The sequence below is a fragment of the Hominibacterium faecale genome (assembly GCF_020734085.1).
Taxonomy (GTDB): Bacteria; Bacillota; Clostridia; order Peptostreptococcales; family Anaerovoracaceae; genus Hominibacterium; species Hominibacterium faecale.
This window is the reverse complement of sequence record NZ_JAJAGH010000016.1, coordinates 1-26,616: the sequence shown is the minus strand read 5'-3', so window position 1 is coordinate 26,616 and position 26,616 is coordinate 1. Positions and strand designations below refer to the sequence as shown.

Annotated in this window: 24 protein-coding genes and 1 riboswitch; of the genes, 17 read left to right on the top strand and 7 right to left on the bottom strand. The window is 48.4% G+C overall.

The annotated features are described in order from the left end of the window. The first annotated feature begins 129 nt into the window (after positions 1-129). From LG211_RS18160 to LG211_RS18130, 7 genes are all read left to right on the top strand, one after another. Entirely contained in the window at positions 130-1,893 is a 1,764-nt protein-coding gene (locus tag LG211_RS18160; RefSeq protein WP_269478147.1) for a cobalamin B12-binding domain-containing protein, read from the top strand. A gap of 19 nt (positions 1,894-1,912) precedes the next feature. After that, entirely contained in the window at positions 1,913-3,883 is a 1,971-nt protein-coding gene (locus tag LG211_RS18155) for a hydantoinase/oxoprolinase family protein (protein ID WP_269478146.1), read from the top strand. 17 nt (positions 3,884-3,900) lie between these two features. Next, positions 3,901-5,208, top strand: a complete 1,308-nt coding sequence (locus tag LG211_RS18150) for an aspartate aminotransferase family protein (RefSeq protein WP_269478145.1) — start codon at positions 3,901-3,903, stop codon at positions 5,206-5,208. A 373-nt stretch (positions 5,209-5,581) separates the two neighbouring features. Further along, a riboswitch (Fluoride riboswitch) is annotated at positions 5,582-5,655 on the top strand. Between the two features lie 35 nt (positions 5,656-5,690). Next, complete coding sequence (gene crcB / locus LG211_RS18145; protein ID WP_253020128.1) at positions 5,691-6,071, top strand: fluoride efflux transporter CrcB; 381 nt, start codon at positions 5,691-5,693, stop codon at positions 6,069-6,071. A 474-nt stretch (positions 6,072-6,545) separates the two neighbouring features. Next, positions 6,546-7,331: a basic amino acid ABC transporter substrate-binding protein gene (locus LG211_RS18140; protein WP_148397202.1), complete on the top strand. Its 786-nt coding sequence runs from the start codon at positions 6,546-6,548 to the stop codon at positions 7,329-7,331. A 74-nt stretch (positions 7,332-7,405) separates the two neighbouring features. Then, positions 7,406-8,080 (top strand): amino acid ABC transporter permease, encoded by a 675-nt coding sequence (locus tag LG211_RS18135; RefSeq protein WP_253020127.1) that lies wholly within the window; start codon positions 7,406-7,408, stop codon positions 8,078-8,080. Continuing rightward, complete coding sequence (locus LG211_RS18130) at positions 8,067-8,789, top strand: amino acid ABC transporter ATP-binding protein (protein ID WP_253020126.1); 723 nt, start codon at positions 8,067-8,069, stop codon at positions 8,787-8,789. Before LG211_RS18135 ends, LG211_RS18130 begins: the two co-directional genes overlap by 14 nt. A gap of 671 nt (positions 8,790-9,460) precedes the next feature. Here LG211_RS18130 and argH read toward each other — a convergent pair. Together argH and LG211_RS18120 are read right to left on the bottom strand one after the other, a co-directional pair. Continuing rightward, positions 9,461-10,828 carry an argininosuccinate lyase gene (gene argH / locus LG211_RS18125; protein ID WP_269478144.1) on the bottom strand — a complete coding sequence of 456 codons (1,368 nt, stop codon included), beginning with the start codon at positions 10,826-10,828 and terminating at the stop codon, positions 9,461-9,463. After that, positions 10,779-12,047, bottom strand: a complete 1,269-nt coding sequence (locus LG211_RS18120; protein WP_148397206.1) for an argininosuccinate synthase — start codon at positions 12,045-12,047, stop codon at positions 10,779-10,781. The genes argH and LG211_RS18120 overlap by 50 nt, the downstream gene beginning before the upstream one ends. Positions 12,048-12,318: 271 nt before the next feature. On the opposite strand from LG211_RS18120, the gene LG211_RS18115 reads away from it, so the two are divergent. Genes LG211_RS18115 through LG211_RS18090 form a run of 6 tightly spaced genes read left to right on the top strand, consistent with a single transcriptional unit; the run spans position 12,319 to position 17,462 of the window. Further along, a complete protein-coding gene (locus LG211_RS18115; RefSeq protein WP_148397207.1) occupies positions 12,319-13,584 on the top strand; it encodes an AI-2E family transporter in 1,266 nt (421 codons plus the stop codon). Continuing rightward, on the top strand, positions 13,565-14,473 hold the full coding sequence (murB, locus tag LG211_RS18110; protein WP_269478143.1) for a UDP-N-acetylmuramate dehydrogenase: 909 nt from the start codon (positions 13,565-13,567) through the stop codon (positions 14,471-14,473). The genes LG211_RS18115 and murB overlap by 20 nt, the downstream gene beginning before the upstream one ends. Beyond that, positions 14,463-15,197 carry a PHP domain-containing protein gene (locus tag LG211_RS18105; protein ID WP_148397208.1) on the top strand — a complete coding sequence of 245 codons (735 nt, stop codon included), beginning with the start codon at positions 14,463-14,465 and terminating at the stop codon, positions 15,195-15,197. Before murB ends, LG211_RS18105 begins: the two co-directional genes overlap by 11 nt. Next, positions 15,194-16,042 (top strand): RNase adapter RapZ, encoded by an 849-nt coding sequence (gene rapZ, locus LG211_RS18100; protein ID WP_253020123.1) that lies wholly within the window; start codon positions 15,194-15,196, stop codon positions 16,040-16,042. Before LG211_RS18105 ends, rapZ begins: the two co-directional genes overlap by 4 nt. Positions 16,043-16,057: 15 nt before the next feature. Further along, the gene (whiA, locus tag LG211_RS18095) at positions 16,058-16,999 is read left to right on the top strand and encodes a DNA-binding protein WhiA (protein ID WP_253020122.1); all 942 of its coding nucleotides are present in this window, start codon (positions 16,058-16,060) and stop codon (positions 16,997-16,999) included. Between the two features lie 46 nt (positions 17,000-17,045). Further along, a complete protein-coding gene (locus LG211_RS18090) occupies positions 17,046-17,462 on the top strand; it encodes an acyl-CoA thioesterase (RefSeq protein WP_253020121.1) in 417 nt (138 codons plus the stop codon). Between the two features lie 69 nt (positions 17,463-17,531). On the opposite strand, the gene LG211_RS18085 is transcribed toward LG211_RS18090, so the two are convergent. The 4 genes from LG211_RS18085 to LG211_RS18070 form a co-directional block, all read right to left on the bottom strand. After that, positions 17,532-19,922, bottom strand: coding sequence for an ABC transporter permease (locus LG211_RS18085; RefSeq protein ID WP_336246092.1), 2,391 nt, complete (start codon positions 19,920-19,922; stop codon positions 17,532-17,534). Next, complete coding sequence (locus LG211_RS18080; RefSeq protein WP_253020120.1) at positions 19,919-20,602, bottom strand: ABC transporter ATP-binding protein; 684 nt, start codon at positions 20,600-20,602, stop codon at positions 19,919-19,921. The genes LG211_RS18085 and LG211_RS18080 overlap by 4 nt, the downstream gene beginning before the upstream one ends. A gap of 66 nt (positions 20,603-20,668) precedes the next feature. Further along, positions 20,669-21,895, bottom strand: coding sequence for a sensor histidine kinase (locus LG211_RS18075; RefSeq protein WP_148397213.1), 1,227 nt, complete (start codon positions 21,893-21,895; stop codon positions 20,669-20,671). Further along, the gene (locus LG211_RS18070; RefSeq protein ID WP_148397214.1) at positions 21,892-22,620 is read right to left on the bottom strand and encodes a response regulator transcription factor; all 729 of its coding nucleotides are present in this window, start codon (positions 22,618-22,620) and stop codon (positions 21,892-21,894) included. The genes LG211_RS18075 and LG211_RS18070 overlap by 4 nt, the downstream gene beginning before the upstream one ends. Before the next feature lie 149 nt (positions 22,621-22,769). Here LG211_RS18070 and LG211_RS18065 point away from each other — a divergent pair, with 149 nt between their 5' ends. The 4 genes from LG211_RS18065 to LG211_RS18050 all read left to right on the top strand — a co-directional run bounded on the left by LG211_RS18065 (position 22,770) and on the right by LG211_RS18050 (position 25,610). Then, positions 22,770-22,961: a hypothetical protein gene (locus LG211_RS18065; RefSeq protein WP_148397215.1), complete on the top strand. Its 192-nt coding sequence runs from the start codon at positions 22,770-22,772 to the stop codon at positions 22,959-22,961. A 358-nt stretch (positions 22,962-23,319) separates the two neighbouring features. Beyond that, positions 23,320-23,772, top strand: coding sequence for a DUF2975 domain-containing protein (locus tag LG211_RS18060; RefSeq protein WP_148397216.1), 453 nt, complete (start codon positions 23,320-23,322; stop codon positions 23,770-23,772). 15 nt (positions 23,773-23,787) lie between these two features. Beyond that, the gene (locus LG211_RS18055; RefSeq protein ID WP_148397217.1) at positions 23,788-23,994 is read left to right on the top strand and encodes a helix-turn-helix domain-containing protein; all 207 of its coding nucleotides are present in this window, start codon (positions 23,788-23,790) and stop codon (positions 23,992-23,994) included. Positions 23,995-24,047: 53 nt separating this feature from the next. Then, positions 24,048-25,610 carry a DUF4153 domain-containing protein gene (locus tag LG211_RS18050; protein ID WP_253021289.1) on the top strand — a complete coding sequence of 521 codons (1,563 nt, stop codon included), beginning with the start codon at positions 24,048-24,050 and terminating at the stop codon, positions 25,608-25,610. 116 nt (positions 25,611-25,726) lie between these two features. Here LG211_RS18050 and LG211_RS18045 read toward each other — a convergent pair whose 3' ends face one another. After that, positions 25,727-26,395 carry a class I SAM-dependent methyltransferase gene (locus LG211_RS18045; protein WP_269478142.1) on the bottom strand — a complete coding sequence of 223 codons (669 nt, stop codon included), beginning with the start codon at positions 26,393-26,395 and terminating at the stop codon, positions 25,727-25,729. Positions 26,396-26,616: the final 221 nt, after the last annotated feature.

The following is a 26,616-nucleotide window of genomic DNA, read 5'->3' as shown; positions in this document are numbered from 1 at the left end:
AAGCAAGGGTTTTCAATAGCTCTATTGAAATTTTCATAATTTTTTTAAAAATCGTAAGGGATTTGGTACAGCCCTTGCGTTATTAATAGGGAAAAAGGGCGCTGTCGCATCATATAAGGAGGATGTTTTATGGCAAGAGCAAGCAAAGAATACATAAAAAATTTAATTCCCCAAGGACTTCCGGATGGCAGAGAAATCCTTGAAGCGGGCAGAAAAGTGGGACCAACCATCAGAGCCGGCCGCAGCCGCCTAGTGAGGGACAGCGAGTTCGACCATTACTTGGAATATTTTCAAGATCATAAAGAGCGAAAAGAAATCGCCTGGTTTTCCAATGTGGGATTGGCGACCATCGAGGAAGAGGTGGAAGGGATCAAAGAACTGCAAAGATGGTGCAAAAAGTTAAAGATCAACTACCACTCCACGCTGGCCATACCCAGCACGTTGAGCGCGATTCCAAAGGAATTGAGGCGGTACGATACAAAGAACACCAGCTATGTGCTGGAAAAGCCGGAGGACTTTATGACCCTTGGGGATATCGAAGGCATGGAAGTCATACAGTCGGACCAGGTGCTGGCCGTGCCCAACGCATGGTTCAACGGGATCAACGCCCTCAAAGCAGGCTCATACCAGGTGGGCTGCTTTTCCCAGCTCCTTTGGAATTATCCGGGATGCGACGACCATGTCAGCTATGTGGCCGACATGCTGAAGGTGATGGGCGTTCTTTCTTCAAAGCGGGATGAGGGCTTTGCTGTGAGCGGGTATCTGGATGACACTTACCCCAGCTATTGCAAGGATGCCATCGCTTGGGTGGGTTACGCCTTATTTGAACAATATATCGCCGACGATTTATGCGGCGTCATCTATCAGGTGAATTACGGCGGCCTGATCAGCGATATCCGCATCAGGGCCGCTCTGCTCAAGGCCCTCTACGACTCCCTTTGGCGGGAGAACCAGCCCCTTCCCGTAGCCAAAATCCAGGCCAATACAACCAGATTCTGGGACCACGATATTGAAGCCAATTATGGAATGCTGTCCCAGGAAATGCTGATGGCCGTCCTCGCTGAGCGGAGATACAATACGGGCGCGGTCATTTTGCCGGTGCCCATTACAGAAAAGGTGCATGTGCCAACGATAGATGCCATTAAAGGGATGCTGGGGGTATGCTCGAGGCTGGAAGAAAACATAGAACAATGGGAAGCAGTCATCGATTTTTCCTATATTGATGAGATGGCCGAGGTTTTAAAAGAGGAAGGAACCAAGTTCTTTCATAATATGCTGGATATTCTGGACGATTCCGGACTGGATCTGGCCGATCCCATGGAAATGCTCATGTTCGTGAAGAATTTCAACGCCGGCCTGTTCGAGGAAACCTTTCATCCCAGCATGAAGGAGACGGGAAAAATCCAGGTCCATTATTATACGGATATGGGCAAGCTGACCCAGGATATGATCGATGAAGGCAATGCCAATATGGATAAATCCCAGCTGGAGGGGAGCTTAAAAGGCAGAACGATTTTAATCGCATCCACCGACGCTCATGTATATGGGCTGCAATATGTAAGAAACATTTTGGAAAAAGCGGGGGCTGAGGTGGTGGATGCGGGAGTGGACGCCTCCATCCCCTACATATTTGATACAGCCGACGAGGAAGGGATTCGCTATATCGGCGTCAGCACCCATAACGGACAAGCCCTGGGCATCGCCGAACAGCTTCTCAGTGAGATGAAGCAAAGAGGCGGCGACAAAAAATACATGGTCTTTATGGGCGGCAGACTGAACACCATCCTGCCGGGACACTCAGAGCCGTCGGATGTGACAGAAATGATCAATCAGAAGGGGATACTGGCGGAAAACAATCTGATAAAAACAATCCAGGCAATCGGTGAAAGCTGAGCTTGTGGAAGGATCGCTTATGAAATTGAAATTAGGCATAGATACTGGAGGATCTTATACGGATACGGTTTTAGTCGATTGGGACAGCGGTCAGGTGGTCAGCAAGGCAAAAGCCCGAACTACGAAGGAAAATTTGACCATTGGCATTGAAGAGGCCATCGACAAGCTGGGCATCCAGGACCGGGATACCATTACCCTGGTCTGTTTGTCCACCACACTGGCTACCAATGCCATTGTGGAAGGCAAAGGGGCGACCGTCGGTTTGATCACCATCGATGAACCGAAAGAGCATTCCTATCCTGCAGCTAGTCATTTCCATGTGAAGGGTAAGATCGATGTCAAAGGATGTGAGGTGTTTCCCTTGGATTGTGAGGGCGCGGCGGCGGCTCTGGAAAGGATGCAAGGAAAAATTGACGCGCTTGCTGTTTCCGGATATGCCAGTGTCCGCAATCCGGCCTATGAGTTGAAGGTGAAAGGGCTTTCCGATGCTATCCTGGGCGTCCCGGTGGTGTGCGCCCATGAACTTACAAAAGTGCTGGGCTACTATGAGCGAACCGTGACCGCCGTCCTCAACGCCAAGTTAATTCCGATTATTAAAGAGCTGATCGCAGCGACAAAAGTGGTGCTGGCGAAAAAAGGCATCCGTGCTACCCTGGTCATCATCAAGGGCGACGGCAACTGCATGACTTGTTCCTTTGCAGAAGAGCGGCCCATCGAAACCGTACTGTCCGGGCCGGCAGCCAGCGCTCTTGGAGGAATCTTGCTCTCCGGCTGCAAAGACATGATTGTTGCCGATATGGGCGGAACCACTTTGGATGTTGTTCCGATTCTGGACCAAAGCATTCCCATGGACGAATGTGGAGCCGCAGTAGGCGGCTGGCGGATCCGGATTAAAGCTATGCGCACCAGATCCTTTGGCCTGGGCGGGGACAGCTATCTGAGAATGAACCATGCGGGGGACTTGGAATTCGGCCCCACAAGGGTGGTGCCTTTATGCGCGGCGGCTGAGAAATACAAAAATTTGATCAATGAAGTGGAAAGGCTCTATCTTCCGGCCGATTATCACATTATTAAACGGCAGGAGTCGGATTGCATCGCCTTATTTAAAAGGAAGAATCTTGAACGGGCCCATTTGACGGCCGAAGAAAAGCAGCTTGTGGAGCTTTTGGCGGATGGAGCCCATTCCCTGCTTTATTTGGCAGAAAAACTGGGCAAGGATATAGACGGCATCGAGATTGAATCCCTGCTGCAAAGGGAAATCGTCTATCTAATCTCCTTTACGCCTACGGATTTGCTCCACGCGACAGGCGAATACGTCCAATACGATCAAAGGATATCCCATCTGGCCCTGGCCAAACTGGCGGCCAGAAAAAAGATGACTCCGGCGGATTTTGCCGCCTATGCGGAAGCTGGTTTTGTTGAGAAAATCTGCATTTCCTTCATCGAATGCCTGCTGGTCGAAAAAGGCGTTGAAGAGGAAAAGCTGTCCCGGGAATTGATCCGACTGGTTTTCAATCATTTGGATGCAACCTGCCGCTTGTTTGATTTTAACTGCCTCTTCCATGCACCGATCGTCGGTATTGGAGCGCCGGCCGGTACCTGGCTGAAAAAAGCCGCCGATCAGCTGGGGTGTAAAGTGATCATTCCCGAAAACAGCGAGGTGGCAAACGCCATCGGAACTGTGTCAGGCAATATTCGAGAAAGGCTGGAAGCCCTGATCCGCTTTGACTGTCATTCGAAAAACTATATCGTCCATTTGCCCGACCAGCGGAGGATTTTTGAAACGTTAGATGAGGCCGTCTGCTTCGCGGAGCGGGAACTGATTCTATGCGGAAAAAAATTCGGAGAAAAAATGGGCGTCAATAAATACACTTCCCAGCTTTCGAAAGAACAAATCCTTTCGCAGAGCTGCGGCAATTCTGAAGGTACGTTTGTTGAATTAAGGTTAAGGCTGGATATTTCGGCAAATGCAAAATATATTCGTCATTGATGAAAAGGAGGAACATGATGACTTACAAAACAGACAAATCAAAAGAGCTATTTCAAAAAGCCCAGAGGTGCCTGGTGGGGGGACTTTCCAGTTCTTTTCATAAAGCAGCCTGGAACGAGTATCCCATCTACATGGATCATGGAAAAGGATCGAAGGTCTACGATGTGGACGGCAATTCCTATATCGATTATTTAAACGCCTTTGGGCCCAACCTTTTAGGCTATGTGCATCCTGATTTGACAGCGGCCGTAGCAAAGCAGCTGCAAAAAGCCACGTTAATGGCTGCGCCCAACGCGGATTTAGTCAAGTTAGCAGATAAACTGGTCGATATTATTCCCTGCGCCGATAAAGTGAGCGCTTTTATGTCCTCAGGATCGGAGGCCAATATGCATGCGATCCGAGTCGCCAGAGCATATACGGGCAAGAAGAAAATCGTAAAGATTGAAGGCTGCTATCACGGTTCTATGGATGAAGAAAAGGTGAGCTGCGATGCTGAAAGGCTGGAGGCTCTGGGCTCCAGGGAAAATCCCAATAAGATAAAGCACATAAAAGGGCAGAAGGATCCGGACGATGTGATTATCGCCATGTTCAATGATTTGGACAATATCGAGCATATTTTCAAGACTCAGGGCGACGATATCGCCTGCATGATCCTTGAAACCATCATGGCCAACGCGGATCCCATTTATCCTAAGCCAGGCTTTCTGGAAGGGCTGAGAACGCTTTGCGACCAATATCAGGTCGTGCTGATCTTTGATGAAGTCATTACAGGATTTCGGCTGGGCTTACTAGGGGCCCAGGGTTACTTCGGCGTTACGCCCGATCTGGCGACGTTTGGAAAAGCCATCGGCGGCGGCTACCCCATATCCTGCGTAGTCGGCCGGGAAGAAGTGGTGTCGGCAGCCACCGTGGCTTCCGGAACCTTTGCCGCCAACGCCCTTTGCGTGGCAGCTGCCCTGGCGACAATTGAGATTTGCCAGCGGCCGGGGTTCTATGAAAACCTGGAGCGCATGTCTCAGAAAATGGTGGATGGAATCCATGTCATTTGCGCCAAGTACGGCGTAAAAGTCAACACAAAAGCCATCGGCGGTATGTGGACCATGATTTTAGGCACGGACGAGGATCTGGTCGATTACAGAGATCATTATTCCAAGGTGGACAGCAAGCTTTATACCAAGCTGGTGCAGGGATGCATGGAGCGTGGCATCCGTCTCAATCCCTGGAGAGGACGCAACTATATGTGCGCCCAGAGTACGGATGAAGATATTGCATACACTCTGCAGGTTCTTGACGAGCTGATGGCCCAGGCGGTCGGGGAAAAATAAAGCTGCTATGGATAAATCCTTTGGTGGAGGTAAACAGTGAAATACATAAAAATTGAGAAGGCTGAGTTCCATTTTAAATTTGGAGCGGCTGCTGCCGGATTTGGAAGGAAGTGAGCTGCTTGGGAAAAGAGTGGGGATTTTTTGGAGAATTTTCGCCTTTTTCAACGCTTGGGACCCCTTAAATGCAGGCCGGAGCAGATCAGCGGGCCTTTTCTCAATATGAGTGCTCCACAAACCCACAACTTTGCGTAAAAAGGTTAAATTTTCGCAGAAATTTTCTGCGGAGCCCGGTTTCACCCGCTGATTTAGGCCGCCGATTTTTCTGGGCCCAAATGCAACAATCCAATTGCCTTAGGAGACACACTGTGCTATACTGACCAAAGGGAATGAAGTTCTCCCTTGGCGTATGCCAAAACCACTGATAAAGTTGATGACTTCTGCACTTGTTTGCAGGAGTCTTTTTTTGTAGGAGGTTGTTTATTATGGTGTTAAATTGTTTGGCCGTCGGCGCAGGCGGCTTTGCTGGGTCGGTTTTTCGGTATTTGATTGGTCTGCTGCCTTTTCTTCACAGAGGGGCCCTGCCTTTTCAGACTTTGCTGGTCAACGTGATCGGCGCCATTGCTATTGGCATGATCGTTCAATATGCAGAATCCTATGGAGGGTTAAATGAAAATCTGGTGCTGTTTCTGAAAGTGGGAATCTGCGGCGGGTTCACGACTTTTTCCACGTTTGCGCTGGAATCCCTGAACATTATGCAGGAGGGGAAAAGCCTGATCGGACTGGTGTATATCGCCGCCAGCGTCATTTTGTGTATTGCCGGCGTGTATATTGGCAAATGGGCGGCCGGGTGTTTGAACGCATAGGATGGATTTAACAGAGGTGCGGTCCAATAGTAGGGAAATTATTGTGTGGTTCGCAGCTTTCACTCCTGAGAGGAGTATGGAGATATCGTATGTCGAAAATTGTCGGATGAGACAATTGGTTCAACAATGTACGAAGTTTGGCTTATTGTTGAGATCTTTCCAACGCCTGCAGGCTGCAATTTCTGATGAAGGCTTTGTTATACAAGGTTATTTCCATTTTGGCAGCCTACAAGCCAGTGTTTTGTCTCAACAATTGAGTCGTTTTCCTCGATTGTTGAGCCTAACTCTTAATTTTCGCTTTGCGGCAACGCTGGCCATACTGGCTTGCAAGGTATACTATTCTGTACCATGCGGCTCCGACGACCGTATCATACTTATAGAATATTTCCTTAAAAAAACAAAAGAATTGCTTGAATAATATACATGTGTTGTGTATAATTATAAAAGAAACTTAATTGAGAGGGAGAAAGAACAATGAAGAAAAGTATAATAGCAGTTTTACTGGCCATGGTGCTGGTATTTTCTTTGGCAGCGTGCGGAGGCGACGACAGCGAAAAGAGCGGAGCAGATGCGGAAAAGGTAACCTATAAAGTAGGAACAGAGCCTACATTCCCGCCGTTTGACACGACTGACGAAGAACAGAATATTGTCGGCCTTGATATGGACCTGATCAAAGCCATTGGAGAAGACCAGGGATTTGAAGTGACTTTTGAAAATCTGTCCTTTGACGGCTTGGTTCCGGCTCTGAAAGCAGGAAACATCGACATCATCGCTGCTGGTATGAATAAAGATGACAAAGACAGACAAGCACAGGTTGATTTCAGCGACGCCTATTATGAATCAAAGCTGATGGTAGCAGTAACGGCTGATAACGAAACGATCAAGAGCGTGGATGATCTGACAAAAGATATGAAGGTAGCAGCCCAGACTGGAACCACAGGCGCCAACAAAACTCAGAAACTGCAAGAAGCAGGGAAGATCAAAGAAGCGGTTATCTTAAACGGTCTGGACACAGCTATGCTGCAGCTGATCAACGGCGATGTATCCGCAGTCATCAATGACAAGCCGGTAACAGAAGCATATATGAAAAAACAGCCGGATAAAATCAAGATGGTAGGCAAACCGCTGAACGCAGAAAACTATGGATTCGCAGTTCAGAAAGGTAACACCGAGCTTCTTGAAAAGATCAACGCCGGTTTGAAAAACATTAAAGAAAACGGAACGTTTGACAAACTGGTTGACGAATGGTTCAATAAATAGGATAATAGAAATGAATGCGAGACCTTTGGCCGCGATCCCGGTCAAAGGTCAATTTTTGTAAGGAGGATATAAAGTTGCAGGAGTATTTACACGGCATCGTAATCGCGCTGAAAGGCGTTCCTGTCACATTGACCGTTTCACTGGTCGCCGTGCTGATTGGCCTGGTTCTGGGTCTTTTTGTCGCTATGGCAAAAAAATCCCGCTTCAAAGTACTGCGCGCTTTGGGGACAATCTATGTGGATGTTTTGAGAGGTACCCCTCTTTTGGTACAAGTGCTGATTTTAGCCTACGGCGTTCCGCAGATTATTAATTCGGTTTTTGGTGTTTCCTTTCATTGGGAGCTTAAAATCGTAATTGGGTTCGTGGCCTGCGGAATCAACAGTTCCGCTTACATGGCCGAGATCATCCGAAGCGGCCTTCAGGCCATCGATATCGGGCAGACGGAAGCGGCCAGATCGCTGGGCCTGAGCAGCAGACAGACCATGCGCTACATTATCGTTCCTCAGGCGTTCCGGATCATCGTGCCGGCCCTGGGAAATGAATTTATTACGTTGATCAAGGAAACATCCATTTTGTCCATGGTCGGTATCGTCGAAGTGACCAGACAGGGGCAGCTTTGGGCCTCCCAGTCGTTTTTGTTCTTCCAGGCGTATATCGGAGTGGCGATCGTATACCTGGCCTTGACCTTGACCCTTTCCAGGCTGGTTAATTACATAGAAAGGAGGATGGCGAGAAGTGATAGAAGTTAAAAATCTGACCAAATCCTTTGGTGATCTGAAGGTTTTGCAGGGAATCACCGAAACCATCACTGAGCGGGAAGTGGTCTGTGTCATCGGTCCGTCCGGCTCGGGAAAGAGCACCTTTCTCCGTTGTCTCAACCTCTTGGAGGAGCCCACAAGCGGCGAAGTCTTTCTCGATGGGCAGCAGGTAAACAGCCCGGAAGCCAATATCGATGAAATTCGGACCAAGCTGGGCATGGTATTCCAAAGCTTTAATCTGTTTCCACATATGACGGTTATGGACAACATTATGCTGGCGCCAATTCAGGTGAAGAAAATGGCCAAAGAAGAGGCGGAGAAAAAGGCGAAAGAACTGCTAAAAACCGTCGGCCTTGAGGATAAGGCAGACTCTTACCCAAGCTCTCTGTCCGGCGGGCAGCAGCAGCGGGTGGCCATTGCCAGGGCGCTGGCCATGGACCCGGAAGTCATGCTCTTCGACGAACCCACATCGGCTCTGGACCCAGAGATGGTGGGAGAAGTGCTGGCTGTTATGAAAGATCTGGCAAACCAGGGAATGACCATGGTAATCGTAACCCACGAAATGGGATTTGCCAGGGAAGTTGCCGACCGGGTATTTTTTATGGACCAGGGAATTATCATGGAGCAGGGGACCCCGGACCAGCTCTTTTTGGAACCCAAAAACGAACGGACTCAGAATTTCCTGAGCAAGATTTTATAAAAAAGTTTCCTTTGCTATAACAAAGTCGGCTTCGCCGATTCTTAAAAGAAGTAGACTTTGTTGATACTCCGGAAATATCGCTGATGATATTTCCTACGTAATAAAAAAGAGCCGCGGCCTTGCCGCAGCAGATCAAAACAGAGCAGCTGCATGAAGCAAATCGCTTTACATGCGGCTGCTTTATTTTTTGGGATCGCTCCAGGCAGCATGCGTTTTCTTCTTTCGTATAGCATCCGTTTCTCGGTAAAGAATTAAAATAAATTCAATTCTTTACGCAATTTTCAATGATCGCGCCTACACAATATCCGCTAGAAGCAACCAGCTCCGTGTTTTCTCTGGATCAGGTCCCGCAAACCCATAACTTTGCGTAAAAATCACGAAATCTTTTTGAAATTTTCCGGATGCTGGTTTTCAAACTTTTGGACGAGTATCCCCCCCCCGGAATATCGGATTTTAGAAAATAGCTGCCCTTTCTTGATACTTTTTCATGAAATCCTAAGAAAAAAATGGTAAAACATCAAAGCCAGATGATTTTGAGGCGAATTCCGACATTCTGGCCCGGAGTCCAATCCGCCGGGGGCCACACCAGCTCAAAGACCATTCTGGCTCGAAGCAAAAAAAGCTGCCGCTTCACGGTTTTCAACCGTTCGTGCGACAGCTTTTTTTCAATTTCATTTTTCCTTGCGGATATCGGCAAGCTGCTGTTTTACACTCTCAAAGGAAGTGGAACCTTTGGATTTTTTCGCTTCAATGCAGCTGCGTATCGCGATTTTATCGTAGATGTCATCTTCGAATTTATCTGAGAAGGATTTAAATTCTTCCATAGACATTTCTTCAATGGCGATGCCTTTATTGATACAATGGAGGACGATGCCGCCGATAATTTCATGGCAATCACGGAAGGGAATCCCCTTTGTCACCAGGTAGTCCGCCGCATCCGTGGCGTTCATATAGCCGTATTTGGCCGCATGCTCCATGTTATCCCCGTTGACCTTCATCGTTGCGATCATTTCCGTAAAAATATTCACAGAAGCTTTCAGCGTATCGCCGGCGTCAAAGACGGGCAGCTTGTCTTCCTGCAAGTCCTTGTTGTAAGCCAGGGGAAGGCCCTTGCAAATAGTCAGCAGGCTCATCAGATCGCCGTAGACCCTGCCGCTCTTGCCGCGGATCAGTTCCGCCATATCCGGGTTTTTTTTCTGAGGCATAATGCTGCTTCCCGTCGAATAAGCGTCATCGATTTCAACAAAGCTGAATTCCACCGAACTCCAGAGGATCAGCTCTTCGCAAAAGCGGGACAGATGCATCATGGTGATGGAACAGCAGCTGATGAATTCAATTGCAAAATCACGGTCTGCCACCGCATCCATGGCATTGGGGCAAACCCCTTTAAATCCCAGCTCATCCGCCAGAAAATCCCGATCCGTGGTATAAGTAGTACCGGCCAGCGCGCCGGAGCCCAGCGGCAGATAATCCATACGGGCAAGGCAGTCGGCAAAGCGGGACGCATCCCGTTTGAACATCTGATAGTAAGCCAGCAGGTGGTAAGCCAGCGTAACCGGCTGAGCCCGCTGCAGATGGGTATAACCCGGCATCACCGTATTCTGATGCGTTTCCGCCAGATCGGAAAGAGTGGACATCAGAGTTTTCAGCAGAGCGTCGATGGCTGCGATTTCATCCTTTAAATAGAGCCGGATGTCCACGGCCACCTGGTCGTTGCGGCTGCGAGCTGTATGGAGTTTCTTGCCCACATCGCCGATCCTCTCGGTGAGGACCGTTTCGATGTTCATATGGATATCTTCCGATTCGATGGTAAATTCCACCTTGCCGGCATCAATATCGGCTTCAATTTCTTTTAATGTTTTGACGATCAGATCAGCTTCCTCTTTGGTGATGATGCCCTGTTTTCCCAGCATGGTCGCGTGGGCGATGCTGCCTTTGATATCGTCTTTGTACAATCTTTGGTCAAACTCAATCGATGCGTTGAATTCATCAGCGGACGAAGTCGCCGCCTTTGAGAACCTTCCTTTCCAAGCCTTCATGCAGTTTTGCCCCTCCTTCTTTGTTTTGTTTTTGGATCGCGCGGATCTTCAGAGGCAGTGAGAACAGGTTGATGAAACCTTCCGCATCGCTCTGGTTGTATACTTCATCCTTACTGAATGTAGCGAATTCTTCGCTGTAAAGGGAGTTGGGGGACTTACGTCCGGCCGCAACCGCACTTCCTTTATATAACTTCATTTTTACTGTACCGGTAACCAGCTTCTGGGTTTCGTCTACGAAAGCGGAGATGGCTTCACGCAGAGGCGTATACCAGAGGCCGTCGTAGCAAAGCTGGGCGAACTTCTGGGCTACGATATATTTGTACTGGGTCGTATCTCTATCTAAGATGAGTTTTTCCAGCGCAGAGTGTGCGGCAAAGAGGATGGTTCCTCCCGGAGTTTCATAAACGCCGCGGGACTTCATGCCCACCAGACGGTTTTCAATCAGGTCGGCCGTACCGACGCCGTTCTTGCTTCCCAGCTCGTTGAGCTTTGTCAGCAGTTCGATGGGTCCCATTTTCTGACCGTCAATGCCCACCGGAACACCGGCTTCAAAGTCGATATCAACGTAAGTTACTTCATCTGGGGCCTTTTCAGGAGGTACGGAAAGAACGTGGATGGTATCGTAATGCTCATTCCAAGGGTTTTCCAGCTCGCCGCCTTCGTGGCTGATGTGCCAGATGTTTTCGTCACGGCTGTAGATTTTCGCCTCGCTCTGGTTGATGGGAATATTGTGGGAAGCCGCATATTCCAGCAGGTCTTCTCTGGATTCAAAATCCCAGAATCTCCAAGGTGCGATGATCTTGATGGCAGGATCCAGGGCTTTGATGGTTGTTTCAAAACGTACCTGGTCATTTCCTTTGCCCGTACATCCGTGGGCTATGTAAAAAGCGCCTTCCTGCTGAGCGACCTCAACCAGCTTTTTCGCCATCAAAGGTCTTGCCATGGAAGTTCCCAACATATACTCATTTTCGTAGATGGCGCCGGCTTTCAGCGTGGGCCAGATAAAATCGGTGATGAATTCTTCTCTCAGGTCGATGGTGATCGCCTTGGATGCTCCCGTTGCCAGGGCTTTCTTTTCAATCGCGGCGAAGTCTTCCTTCTGTCCTGCGTTGCAGCAGACGGCGATTACGTCATAATCATAGTTTTCCTTCAGCCATGTCATGATGATCGAGGTGTCCAATCCACCCGAATAGGCTAATACCACTTTTTCTTTCGCCATTTTAAAAATCCTCCTCAAAAAAATTGCTGTATACTGATGAATAATTAATTCATAGTGTGAATAAAAATTTAAAACATAGGCTAATTATACAACAAAAGCATAAAAAATCAACCCCATTTTTGTAAATAATCCACAAAAAATAGAAGAATCATAAAAAGCTAAAGACTTTCATGCATAAATGTTGTAAAATGAGATTACAGAAGCAAAAGCTGTGTTATTGTCTGAAAAATGTGTATATAATAAGAGTGATATATATTAAGGAAGCGTTTGTATGAAATTTCAATTTGAAGAAAAGCAGAAAAAATGGGGCCTGACCGCATTTTTTGTGATCGTGGCATCCATTGTTGTATTTTTTGTCATTTACCGGTTCGACGTATTTTCACAGTTGATGAGCGTGGGAATGGCAATTTTAACGCCGTTTATTTACGGAATGGTGTTCGCATATCTGCTGTGCCCCATCTATAATTTTACAACAAGAAACATGTATTCGGCGATGTACCGGAAAGCACGAAAGCCTAAACGGGCCCTGTCACTGTCAAAAGGAGTGGCTACTTTCCTATCGCTGCTGGTATTTTTTATCGTGATCGTCGGCTTTTGCTGGATGATTATTCCGGGACTAATCGACAGCATCATGCATATTGTAGAGATTCTGCCGGACAGCATGAATCACTTTATCGATTGGATCGATACCAAAACGACTAACTATCCTGAAATGCAGGCCACATTGGAAAACTGGATCAACCGCTTTACCGATAATGTGGTCAAATATGTGGAAGAGAAGATGCTGCCCAGCTACATGGAGATTGCTACCAGTATTTCCACAGGGGTTTTCAGCGTGATTACTGTTTTAAAGAACTTTTTCGTGGGAATCATCATTTGCGCGTATTTCCTCAACAGCAAGGACCTGTTCGCGGCCCAGTCGAAAAAATTGATTCTGGCTACATTCAGCGAAAGACGGGCTGAGGAAATTTTGAAGGGCGCTGCTTATACCAACAAAACCTTCGGTGGTTTTATCAACGGAAAAATCATCGATTCGCTGATTGTGGGGCTGATCTGCTTCATCGTTATGAGTATATTCAATTGGGAATATCCGTTGCTGATTAGCTGCATCATTGGTATCACCAACATCATTCCCTTTTTCGGGCCATTTATCGGAGCCGTGCCTTCGGCGCTGCTGATCCTGATGGTAAATCCCATGCAGTGCATCTATTTCCTGATTTTCATCTTGATCCTGCAGCAGGTTGACGGCAATATCATCGGACCCAAAATTCTGGGAGACAGCACCGGGCTGTCCAGCTTTTGGGTCATGTTCGCCATCCTGGTAGGCGGCGGACTGTTTGGGTTTGTGGGAATGATCATCGGGATTCCCATCTTTGCGGTATTTTACGCATATTTCAGCAGAAACATAAATCGAAGATTAGATCGTCGTGGATTCTCTACGGATATTCGCGACTATACGATAGATAAGTATCGGGTAAAAGAGAAGAAAAAAAAGAGGAAAAAGGAGGGGCCGGGAAGTGGCATCATTAAAAAATAGGCTGACAGAGAGATTAGGGGAAGAAGCAGTGATGGAAAACTGCGATATGAGCAAATTCACATCCTTTCGGGCAGGAGGGAAGGCGGACTTTTTGATCCTGCCAAAAAATGAAGAGGAGTTATCGTTTACCCTCAGTGTTTTCGCGCAGACGGGCATGCCGTATATGGTCATGGGCAACGGGTCCAACATATTAGTAAGGGACGGCGGCTTTCGGGGCGCTATCATCAAAGTGGGCGAGGCTTTCGGGCAGATTGAGATCGAGGGGCAGACGCTGACCGCGGGCTGCGGGGCCTTGATGTCATCCGTTGCCAGGGCAGCACTGGAAGCAGGTCTTACAGGATTTGAGTTTGCCAGCGGCATCCCGGGCAGCCTGGGAGGGGCCGTATTTATGAATGCAGGAGCCTACGGCGGAGAAATGGCTGGTATCATCCGCCAGGCCAGAATCATCGCCAGAGATGGCAGCAAAGAATATACTCTTTCTTGTGAAGAGCTGGAGCTGGGCTATCGTCATAGTATTCTCCACGAGACGGGGGATGTGGCAGTGAGCGTCACATTGGAGCTGGAAAAAGGAGACAAAGAAGCAATCAGCGCAGAAATGAAAGAGCTGGCCGCCAGGCGCAATCAGAAGCAGCCGGTTTCTCTGCCCAGCGCAGGTAGCTTTTTTAAACGCCCAACCGGGTACTTCGCAGGAAAGCTGATTCAGGACGCAGGGCTGAAGGGGCTTTCGGTGGGAGGCGCTCAGGTATCGCCTCTTCACAGCGGTTTTCTCGTCAATACGGGAGGCGCCACTGCTTCCGATATCATACAGCTGATGGAAATCGTACAGGCCACCGTACTTGACAAGTTTGGTGTAAAGCTTGAGCCGGAGGTGAGGATCATTGGAGAATAAGAAATATGAAATGGGCTATGATCTCCATACCCATACGATTTTTTCCCATGGGAAGGGGACGATTGAGCAAAACGTACGTGCGGCCCTGGATCGGGGGCTGACCCACATCGCCATAACCGATCACGGCCCGGGACATCTGTTTTATGGCATGAAACGAAAGGATGTCCCCACCATGCGCAAGGAAATTGAACTGCTGAACAAAAAATATCCCAGGATCAACGTTCATCTGAGTGTGGAGGCCAATATCATTAAAACGGACAATCATCTGGATATCAAACCAGAAGAGTTTTCCCAATATGATTTTGTGATCGCCGGATACCATTATGGACTGACCAACTGTTACTGCGTACACAACTGGCTCTATGGACATGGTCTTACTGTGGGGGAAAAACAGCTAAAGATCAAAAACACGGACATGGTCATCAAAGCGTTATACGAAAACGATATTGCCATATTGACCCATCCCGGAGATAAGGGGCCCTTTGATATGCTGCCCATCGCAGAAGCCTGCGCCGATACGGATACGCTGATGGAGATCAGCACCTGGCACCCTCATCTGACCGTCGAAGAGATCAAAATTGCGGCCCAGACAGAGGCCCAGTTTATCATCAGCAGCGACGCCCATGTGCCGGGCAGGATCGGCGACTTTGAAGGCGGTCTTAAAAGAGCCAAAGAAGCGGGGCTGGACCTGGGCCGAATCGTCAATTTGAGGGAGATGAAATGAAAACAGTAATTGTAACGGGATTATCGGGAGCTGGAAAAACCCAGGCAATGAACTGCCTGGAGGATTTGGGTTATTACTGCGTGGACAATATGCCGCCGGCGCTGATCAAAAGTTTTGTACAGCTTGCGGCCAACGAATCCACACCCATTGAGAAAGCGGCCTTTGCGGTAGACGTCAGAGGCGGCGAATTATTTGCGGATATGGAAAAGGCGCTGGAGGATCTGTCGGCCAGCGGTATCGACTACAAAATTCTGTATCTGGAGGCATCGGACCGGGTTTTGATCCGCAGGTTTAATGAAACCAGAAGGCAGCACCCCCTGTCCAAAGGGGAAAGCACCCTGGAAGGCATCAAACGGGAGACCGAAATTCTGAAAAACCTCAGAGCCAGGGCCGACTATGTTGTGGATACATCCAATATGAAGGTTGCCCGTCTGCTGGAAGAAGTCAAAGATTTGATTACATCCGGAGAGGGCGAAAAAACCTTTGTCATCAATGTGATGTCCTTCGGGTATAAAAACGGGATTCCGCTGGGGGCCGATATGGTATTCGACATGCGGTTTATTCCCAATCCCTATTATATAAAGTCCCTGCGCCAGCTTACGGGCAATAATAAAAAGGTGAGGGATTATGTGATGAAGCACGATGTGACCAAGCGCTTCATTGAAGAAACACCAAAGCTGATTTTGGAGCTGATTCCCTTTTATATGCGGGAGGGTAAATATAATTTGAATCTTTGTTTCGGCTGTACCGGCGGCCATCATCGATCGGTTGCCATGGCCAATGAAATGGCCGAGATTCTCCGAAGCAAGGGCAAGCGTATTACCGTGGAGCATCGGGACCTGTAGAGGAGCGGAAAAACCATGTCATTTTCAATGGAAACCAAAAACGAGCTGGCCCATGTTGTGCCGGAGAAAAAGTGCTGCATGCTGGCGGAAATCGCCGGTTTTATCCGCATGTGCGGCAGTATCCGGCTGGCGGGGGGCGGAAAGTTCCGAATTGTGACTACCACTGAAAATCCGGCGGCAGCCCGCCATTATAAAAAGCTGATTAAAGATTATTTCGGCATCGACGCGGCGCTGGAAGTGGGACAGGGCAATACCCTCAAAAAAGGAAGGGCCTATATTCTGACCATCGGCCCCGAGGACCTGAGCGAACAGATTCTGCGGGAAACGGGCATTCTCATGGTAAAAGAAGGGATGAATTACATCAGCGACGGTATCTATGACGGGCTGATCCGGACCAAGTGCTGCCGGAAAGCCTGTCTGCGCGGCATTTTTCTGGCCTCGGGGACGATTACCGATCCGGAAAAGGGCTATCACCTGGAATTCAACTGCAGCAGCCAGATTCTGGCGGGCGATGTGAAAAAACTGATCAACAGTTTTGTCGATCTTCATGCCAAGGTTTCTGCCAGGAAAAAGAATTATGCGGTCTATGTCAAAGAGGCGGAGCAGATCATTGACATTTTGGCGATCATGGGCGCTCATTCGCAAATCTTTGCCTTTGAGGACGTTCGCATCACTAAGGAGATCCGGAACAAAGCCAACCGAATCAATAACTGCGATAACGCCAACATTGATAAGGCTCTGCAGGCTGCGGAAAAACAGCTGGGCTGGATCCATAAGATTCAGAACACCAAGGGGCTGCGCTTTCTCCCGGACAAGCTGTACGATGTGGCGATCCTGCGGCTGGACAATCCAGAAGCAACCCTGCAGGAACTGGCGGATATGATGGATCCGCCCATGAAAAAATCCGGAATCAACAATCGTTTTCGAAAAATTGAGGAAATTGCCGGCAAGCTGTGATCAGCAGGCCGGCTTTCATAAATACATAAGGGAAAAGGAGTTTGTTATGAGAAAATTTGAAATGGAACATCGAGTGGGATATGCGGAAACGGACGCAATGGCCATTGTGCACCACTCCAACTATATCCGCTGGTTCGAAATGGGCAGGAACGACTTGCTGCGCTCCCTGGGGTATCCCTATTCGGAGCTGGAACAGATGGGAATCTGGATGCCGGTAATCGGGGTCACGTGCGATTACAAGCTCCCGTCTGTCTTTGATGAGGTTGTGATCATCCGCTCCTGGGTGGAAAAACTCAAAGGTGCTTCCGTTTATCTGGCGTATGAAGTGATCGGTAAGGAAGACGGCAAAATCCGCGTGACAGGAAGCAGCAGCCACGGGTTTACCGATCCGGAGCTGGTGCCCATGCGCCTGAAAAAGAGCTTCCCTCAGCTATATGAAAGATTGGCGGCGGCAGCCAAGTAAGGGTCAGGCGGTATGATAGAAAGAAAACCATGTGCAAGCGGGTATGATAACTGCTCGCACATGGTTTTTTTATTGCTGCTTGGCGTTGATGGTATCGACAATGGAAAGCCGGTGAATCCGTTTTGCAGGACCATAGACAGCGGCGATGGATGAAGCGATTACCAGCAGCAGGATCAAGGCCAGCGGCCCTGCAGGAACCTGCCAGGGATCGCCCCAGCGGTAGGTGACCAAATGCTCATACAAAAATTTGTGGATGGGAAGACCGGCTGCGCAGCCGATGATACTACTGGCTGCCGCATAGGTGATCGATTCGGCCAAAATCATTTTTATCATCTGACGGCTGCTCATACCGATTGCCCGCATGGCTCCATATTGAGGGATTCTTGCTGACACGCTCATGGCGATGCTGTTGATGATGTTGAATACAGTTATCAGAGCAATGATAATCAGAAATCCATAAATAAAGAGCGCAAAGGATAGATAACCGCCCTGTACTTCGGCATTGGATGCCCGTTGGTCGGAAAAGGTCCTGTTTGGTCCGGAAGTCAGGCTGCGGATGCGATTCACATCCTGATCGGTCGCCTTGTCGGAAAGCTGTACATCGATGATCGTGTAGCCGCCATCTCCCTGGAGACTGCGGAAAACTGCTTCCGAACAGATAATAATTTCTGTATCTGCTTCATTGGTAAAGGGTGAGTCTGAAAGGACTCCGGTCACGGTAACGGTCTTTTCTTTGCCTTGAGAATGAACCGTAATGGTATCCCCCGGATGTAATGGGTTTTTAGCATCATAAACGGTTAAAACCGCATCTTTGTTCTTTTGCACATTACCGAGGGAACCTTCGATTAAAACGTCTTTTGCCCAATCAAATTGATGTTGTTCGTAAGAGATTAAATCCACACTTAAAGGATTTCCGGATGTTTCAGCAGAGAGCTTGTAGGCAAACATACGTCCATAGACCTTTTCCACGGCAGCGTCATCTTCCAGACAATCCGTTAAACGGCTGTTCAAAGAGCGGGTATTATCGGCGCTGATGATGGATAAATCCGGCGTATAGGGCTTCAGCGGTTTGATCGCATGATCCATAAAATCCATGGTCGCGGAAAAGGCGAGGAAAAGAATAATGCTGAGGGCAAAGGAACCGGCCATCAGCGCAAAATTCTTTTTACTCGCTTTAGCGTGATGCACGCCCAGAGCCGTGTCAACCTTAAGCCATCTCGTATTGGCAGCCTTGCTGGCGGGCTGCGGCGTATACGCGTTTCCGGATACAGCGGTAAGGGGCGAGACTTTGGCTGCCTTCTTTGCCGGCGATTGGGCTGCCAGAAGAACGGTGAGAATGCCCACGGCAATGCCGCAAACCACGCTGATCCAGCTGACACCAAAGATGGGCATGGCAGAAAAATAGCTGGGACTCAGATCGCGGAGCACAGCGCAAAGAATCCAAATGACAGCCATACCGGACAGAATGCCGATCGGCAGGGCCCATTTGCACCATTGGAGCGCTTCCAGCCGAACAAAGCGAATAATCTGTTTTTTCGATGCTCCCAGGCAGCGGAGCATTCCAAAAAATTCCGTGCGCTGCATGATGTTGGTACTCAGGCTGCCGGCGATCATCAGAACACCGGCCAGCAAAACAAGCAGGAACAGGACCAGTGCCACGCTGTACAGCTGAAGAATAAAGGAATCTCTGCTCTGCCCGAGGGTTGCCAGGAGCTTGGTGTTTTTTGCAATATCTTTTTTATCGCTCCAATTAAACTGGGATGCAATATCGTTCATAACCTGGTTCATGTCGCAATGGGTGGAAAGCTGGATATAATAGCACCCATCCTGATCAGTGACATCCCCACTTTTCATGGAGGCTGTCAGGGCCTGGTATCCGTCCGGATTGAGGAAAGTACCGATGCCGTCTGCTTTCATGAGCAGAGATGTGTTTTCAAGAAAGCCGGACACGGTGTATTGATAGGATTCCCCTTGAGGCGTGTCCAGGGTGATCTTATCTCCTACTTTTATTTTCAGACGATCCTTCGCGTTTTCTGTCAGAGCTGCTTGCCGGTCATTCTGCGGAAAATGGCCCTCCACAAATTTGATTCCGGAAAAGATATTTGAGAGAAAGGATGAATCAAAGCTGCAGATCGCTGTTTTGCCCGGACCAATCCGATAATCCTGGGCCAGCCTGTAGTTTAGGACGCCGTACCAGGCGGAAGCGGTCACTTCGGGGCGGGCAGCTACCATGGCCGCTTCTTCTTCGTCAGCAGTCTTGAGCATCATGTGCCAGTTGCCGTAATCCTTGATGGCCTGCAGACGCTGGCTGCGCACTTCCATGTCGGCCATACCGAAGATAACAGTGACCAGAAAGACGGCCAGGGAGATACAGATCAGAGTCATACGGTTCTGTTTTCTGTATACCTTTGCAGAGATGGGTATCAGATCAAGGTAATGTTTCATCTTTTTGATTTTCATTGCCGCACCCCGCCTAAATCTGAAAGTATGCCGTCGGTAACGCTCAGCACTCGATCGACAGATGCGGTAAGATTGATGTTATGGGTGATCATAAGAATGGTCTGCTGATAGAGCCGTGAGGCTTTCAGCAGCAGGTCCATCACATCCTGACTGCTCTTAGAATCCAGGTTCCCAGTTGGTTCGTCCGCCAGAATGAGGGTAGGTCTGGTGATTAGAGCGCGTCCAATGGCTGCGCGCTGCTGCTGGCCGCCCGACAGCTGTCCAGGCAGGTGGCGGCGCCGCTCAGTCAGGCCTAGAACCTCCAGGATTTCATCAACTTTGTGCGGGTCCGGTTTCTGATAATCCAGCAGCAGAGGAAAAATCAGATTCTGTTCCACTGTCAGCTCAGTGATCAACTGAAAAGACTGAAAGACAAACCCGATATTCTGTCGGCGAAAGACGGTGCGTTTTTGTTCTTTCATAGAGAAAAGATCCTGGCCGTCCAGATAGATGGCCCCGGAAGTTGGCGTATCTAGGGCGCCGATGCAGTTGAGCAGAGTGCTTTTCCCGGAGCCGGATTCTCCCACAATGGCGCAGAATGTCCCTTTTTCAATCGTAAAAGAAACGTCTTTCAGCGCTTGAACTTGATTGTCACCTTTACCGTAGGTTTTGCATAGATTTTGAACCTTTAAAATTTCCATAGGGAAGTACCTCCTTTTTCTTTGTAAAGTATACCAAATGAGCCTTACAAAGAGATGAATCTCAACTTACAGATCCGTAAGGAAAGAAAGGGTGAACACGGTGCCTTTTCCGGGGGCGCTTTGAACAGAGATCAGGCCGCCCTGTCCTTCGATAATAGCCTTTGCCAGCGGCAGCCCCAGTCCGATCCCCGGCGTATCCAAAGAGCTTTTGCTGCGGTAGAACCTCTTGAAGATGTGATGGAAGTCTTCCGGCCGAATTCCAGGACCATTATCGGCTATAAAGAGGCGGAGCATGGTTTGAGAGCGTTCCCAGGTAATGTCAATCTGCCCCTCTGGACCGGTGTGATCCAGAGCGTTTTTTACGATATTGGTGATGGCTTCACTGGTCCATTCCAAATCGCAGAGGATGGTTTGGGAAGGTCCGGAGAAGGAGAGCCGTTTCCCTTCCTGCTCAGCGCGAAGCCTAAGCTGTTCAATGGATTTTTCCACCAGTTCCGACGCGGAATGCCATTCTTTTTCAAAGGAAATACTCCCAGTATCCAGTCGGGCGATTTTTAACATGGCGCCGATCAGCGATTCCATACGGCTTAGGGATTGGCTGGTTTTTTTGGAAAACTCGGCTACGGCAGATGGATTGTCCGCTTCACCGGCAATGATTTCGTTATACATGTTAAGGGCAGACAGGGGTGTTTTTAGCTGATGGGAAATATCTGAAATGGTTTCTCGCAAAAAACGGCGGGCATTATGCTCTGCCTCGCTTTTCGCCTGAAGTGCGCTGGACAGACTGTCGACTGCGGCAAACAGCCGATATAGAGTCCCTTCGCCTGCTCTGGGAAGATGGGCGGAAAAATCCCCGTCAACAAAACGGTTGATTCTTTGAATTGCCAAAAGATAAAGCTTTTCCCGCTTCCATAAAAATAAGATGGAGCCGATTAAGAGCAGGACGGATAAAGCAAGTGTCTGCAGGGTCAACATTCGGGCAAAATCCGCTTGTTTGCTGCGAAGGATCGGCAAAAAACGCAGGTCTGTATGTTCGGAAATACCGATCTGGGCAGCTATTTTTTTGCCTGCGGCAGTAATTGTTGCGTTTGTAAGCACGGCGGCCGCTTTATCAGCTGGAATTTTTTGCTCCACAAGGGCCGAGGCCGTCGCGTAATCGTGCAGAAGCTTGATGTCTTTTAAGGCCGTTTTTTGCTGCTGATAGGTAAACAGCGCTGAGCCGGCAATCACCATAATAAATAAAATGAGGAAGAGAAGAAATTTTCGCGATTGGGTTTCGTGGATGAAACTCATATCTGTACCTCCTTCCATTGATAGCCGAACCCGCGGACCGTCAGCAGGTGGTCCGGGTGAGACGGATCGGATTCGATTTTTTCCCGCAGCCGGCGGATGTAGACGGATAGGGTATTGTCGTCGACAAAGTTGCCGGCGCCGTCCCAGAGCTCATTGAAGATGACTTCACGAGTGACAGTTCGGTCTGCGTTTCTTACCAAAAGGCAAAGCAGCTTATACTCGGCACCGGTCAATTCCAAAGGTACACCACGCAGCAGCGCCCGGCTCGCCAGCAGATCAATTGTAATATCCCCGCGGCAAAGCCTTGAAGCTTCGGATTCTTTGGACATTCCGGCTCTTCTCAGCAGTGCTCGGATTCGCGAGCATAGCTCCCCCAGCTTAAAAGGCTTGGTGATATAATCATCACCGCCGCAGTCCAGGCCGCGAATGACATTTACCTCTTCGTCCAGGGCAGTCAGGAAAATGATGGGGACTTGATTGCCGTGTCCTCTGACATACTCACATATTTCAAAGCCGCTGCCATCCGGCAGAGTAATATCCAGCAGGAGCAGGTCGTATTCTCCGTGCAGCAGAAATTTTTTTGCTTCCTCGAGCGTTCGGGCGATATCCACATCAAAGCCGTTCTTTTTCAGCGAATAACTGAGGCCATCCACCAGACTCCAGTCGTCCTCAAGTAAAAGAAGCTTGTTTGTATGAGCATGATCGATGGTTATTTGATGATCCATATTGCACCTCCTAATTACTATTATTATATTGGGGCATCCAGTAATATACAAGGGAGGGGAGGGTGGTTCTTTCTTACAATTCTGTAAGCAGAAAAAAGACAGCCGGCCTTAGTTGCTGGGACCGACTGTCTGAAGAAAGGAGGCAATCTGTGGAAATGACAGACTGCCGCACCATGAAAGTGGCGGCCGCCGAGTTTTGCAGAGCATGTATCAGGATTGCTGCATGCGTATGGTACGTTAATATTGTTTGTTGGATGGAAGGCGAACACGACTTTGCTGCTGGCGGCCTTGTTTTTTGCCCGGTGTCCTCTGGGCAGACGCATGCTCAAATGGCCTACTGATTATAGTCGTACAGGTTTTGGGACAAGACAGCCTTGGCAGTACCCTCTGCGCCAAATCTGTCCGGGCTTTTCAGCGAACTTGTACGTGTAAATAGGCCATTTGACCATACGCCGGAAAGAAAAAATATGTAATTAATTTACATATAGTATATAATATGGAAAACCATTTGTCAATCGATAATTTGAAAAAATTTCCATTTTGGTCGATCAGTTGGAATTATTATCTGAAGTTGATAATAGGTGGATATTAATAATCGACATAATTTTATTGTTATTCGATAAAAATATATTGACAAACAAATAATGTAATGGCATAATAAGGTAACAGCTGTTAAAGAAAGGGAAGGGAAAAACGACCATGTGGAACGCAACAAAATCTTTACATTTATCATCCATCTGTACGAAGCTGCTGATCGTAACCGTTTTTGTTTTTGCGGCTTTTTTGCCGAAACTGCTTGAGACCTATATTGAGGTGTCTCCAGCCTACAGCCAGATTACGCAGCTTTCGCCGCTGATGGCGATCCTGTATCTTTGCTGTCTGCCTGCGCTGATTGCGCTTTTTTCGCTGGACCGGCTGCTGGGAAACATTAAAAAGGATCGAGTGTTCGTTGAGATCAATGTCCGCTATCTGCGGATCATTTCATGGTGCTGCTTTGCAGTGGCGGCGCTGCTTGTCTGTGCGGTTATCTATTATCCGGTCTTTATCGCAGTAGGCATTGTAGCGGCGTTCTTTGGACTGATTCTGCGGGTTGTTAAGAACGTGATTGAACAGGCGGTTATCATTAAGACTGAGAATGATTATACGATTTAGGAAGGAGCAGCGGAAATGGGGATTGTTGTCAATATAGATGTGATGATGGCCAAACGAAAGATCTCCGCCGGCGATTTGGCCAAAGCCATCGGGATCACACCCGCCAACCTTTCGATTTTGAAAAACAATAAAGCTAAGGCCATCCGTTTTTCCACATTGGAGGAGATTTGCAGGGTGCTGGACTGCCAGCCGGGGGATATTTTGGAGTACGAAAAAGAGTAACAAACGGATTTAAAGGGATTAAGAGAATGGTTAAGAGAGGGGCGTGTATTGTGATGGAAAATAGTGCGAAGAAAAAGAGTACATTGTACGAAGCCGCTTGGGATATGGAGTATACGAGGGCGGATGGGGCATTGGCCGTTTCGCTGCTGGCTGTTGGTTTTTTGTTTTGGGAGTTGGTCAGCCTTTTTCGACCGGGAGCAGGTACCGTTATTTTTACAGGGATCGTTTGTTCCGTATCGGTCATTTATCTGAATCACAAAGGGTATCGGCAGAACAAAAGAAGTTTGATTGGTCTTGTTGTCATCGTTCTATCGTCTGCTGTGTTTCTGATCTTTGATGGGTATCTGGAAAAGCAGTTGAATCTGCTGTTTATTATGGCTGCCTTTGTTCAATGGATTGCCTTGACAACCGGATCTACGATCGAAAACAGGTTGTCCGGGTACAGCCTGATCGATTTGCTGTATCAGAGCTTTGCAAGGGGGCTGGGCAATCTGCCATGTCTTCCGTCGATTCTGGCAAAGCATATAAAACAGAAAAAAGCCGGCAAGGGTACTGCGGCGGCTCTTTTGGGAATTTTGATTATGATACCCATTTTGTGCGCAGTGATTATGCTGCTGGTCAGAGCGGATCCAGCCTTCGACCATTGGATGGGCAGTATAAAAAAGGCGGTGTCCGATGAATTTCTCATCTATGTTTGGTACTTCGTTTTGGGTATTCCGGTAGCCTGCTATTTATGCGGCCTGATCCGGGGAAGTGTGGAAAAACATCCTTCGGCAATGGAAAAAACCAAGGTTGACAGGGCATTTGAGCGAATCCGCATTGCTCCTGCGGCAGCGGTCTGTTCCAGCCTGGCGGCCTTAAACTTGGTGTATGTGATTTTCTTTCTTGCACAGACCAGCTATCTGTTCTCTGCCTTCCGACAGATTTTGCCTGAGCATATGACTTATGCCGAATATGCCAGACACGGATTCTTTGAATTATGTGCAGTTACTGCGATTAACTTGGCTGTTATCTTTGCGGCAAAACTTTTGTCGCAGGAAGGCCGGGGCAAACTTCTGAGAATTGAGGTGATACTTCTTTCTGTCTTTACCCTTGCGCTTACCGTCATCGACCTGAGCAAGATGGTTCTTTATATTCAAAGCTATGGTCTTACGCGGCTGCGAATCTATACTTCCATCTTCATGATTTTTCTATTTATTGTGTTTCTGATTATTCTGCTGAGGCAAGTCCGTCCGTTTCAGGCAGGAAGGGCTGTGATTCTGGCAGCACTGATCTGTTTTTTCGGACTTTGTTATGGGAACGTAGATGGTCAAATCGCGAAGTATAATATGGGCCAGTATCTAGCGGGAAACTTGGAGTTGATGGATCGGGCCAGTATGGAAGCGCTGTCGGATGGAGCGGTGCCGTACTTTTTTAAGGCATATCGGGAGGCGAGCGATGAGGAGGATGCCCAGCTTTTATATGCTGTCATCACAGGGGATTCTGCTGGCAGTATGGCACAGGTCCCGGAAAAAGAGGACATAAAGACATTTAATTTGCAGCAATATCGTGCGCAAAAGATTCGTAAAGAGATCAAACCTCCTGCGGGGACAGGAGGCAGGCAGCTACTGTTTTAAGATGCGCTGCAGCCGTTTGTATGCTCAAAACAAGCTTGCACTATAAATAAAAGTGTTAAATTGTTAAGCCGCCGGGCGGTCGCATGAAAGATATTACTTCTCATCATGCCCCATGCCTATCCTTTGGAAATAATCAAAAATACGCTGGATTCATCGATTTCCATAACTTTGTAGGAAAGCCCTGAATTCTTGCCAATTTCATCCAACGCCTCCGGCGAATGGGTCGTTGCGCGGAAGCCATCTTTACAAATGATTACGCCATCTTTTGTTTTGTCATAATCAATTTCACCGAGAAGTCCTTTCTCTGCCTGTTCTTCAAACCATTTCAGCCGCCACTCCCAAAACTTGGCGCTGTAACTGCTGAAATAAGCTGAACCGCCGGGCGCCAGCAGTGACAGTGTTTTATCAATGACAGCAGAGTCGGCGCCCATGGCGGACAAACCGTTTTGCAGGCAAAGAATAACATCAAAAACCTGGTCAAAATCCATCGCATGAACATCCATAACGACCATGCTGGCATTGGGATAATCTTTCAGATACTCTTTGCTTAAAGCCACATTTTCCTCGGAAATATCCATTCCCACAATCGATTTGCAGTGAGGCGCCAGTTCTTTCATAATCCGACCATACCCGGCGGCCAATTCCAAAACCGCTTCATCTCCCCGAAGATTTTTTCTCACAAAATCGATTTCGGCTTCAAGATACTGCCTCACGCGAGGAATATCCGACGCATACACTTGGAACAAACTCAGAGCGTTCAACTTATCTGCGTAATAGCTGCTCATATCCACATCCTCCTTACTATTCATCTCCCAGCAGCGCCGCTACAATGGTTTTGCGTAGAATATAGCATGCGAGCACAGTCGAGCATGCTTCAAACTACGCAACCTTACGGCAACGCCGTTACAATGGTCTTGCGTAGATTATAACATGCGAGCACAGTCGAGCATGCTTCAAACTACGCAACCTTACGGCAACGCCGTTACAATGGTCTTGCGTAGATTAT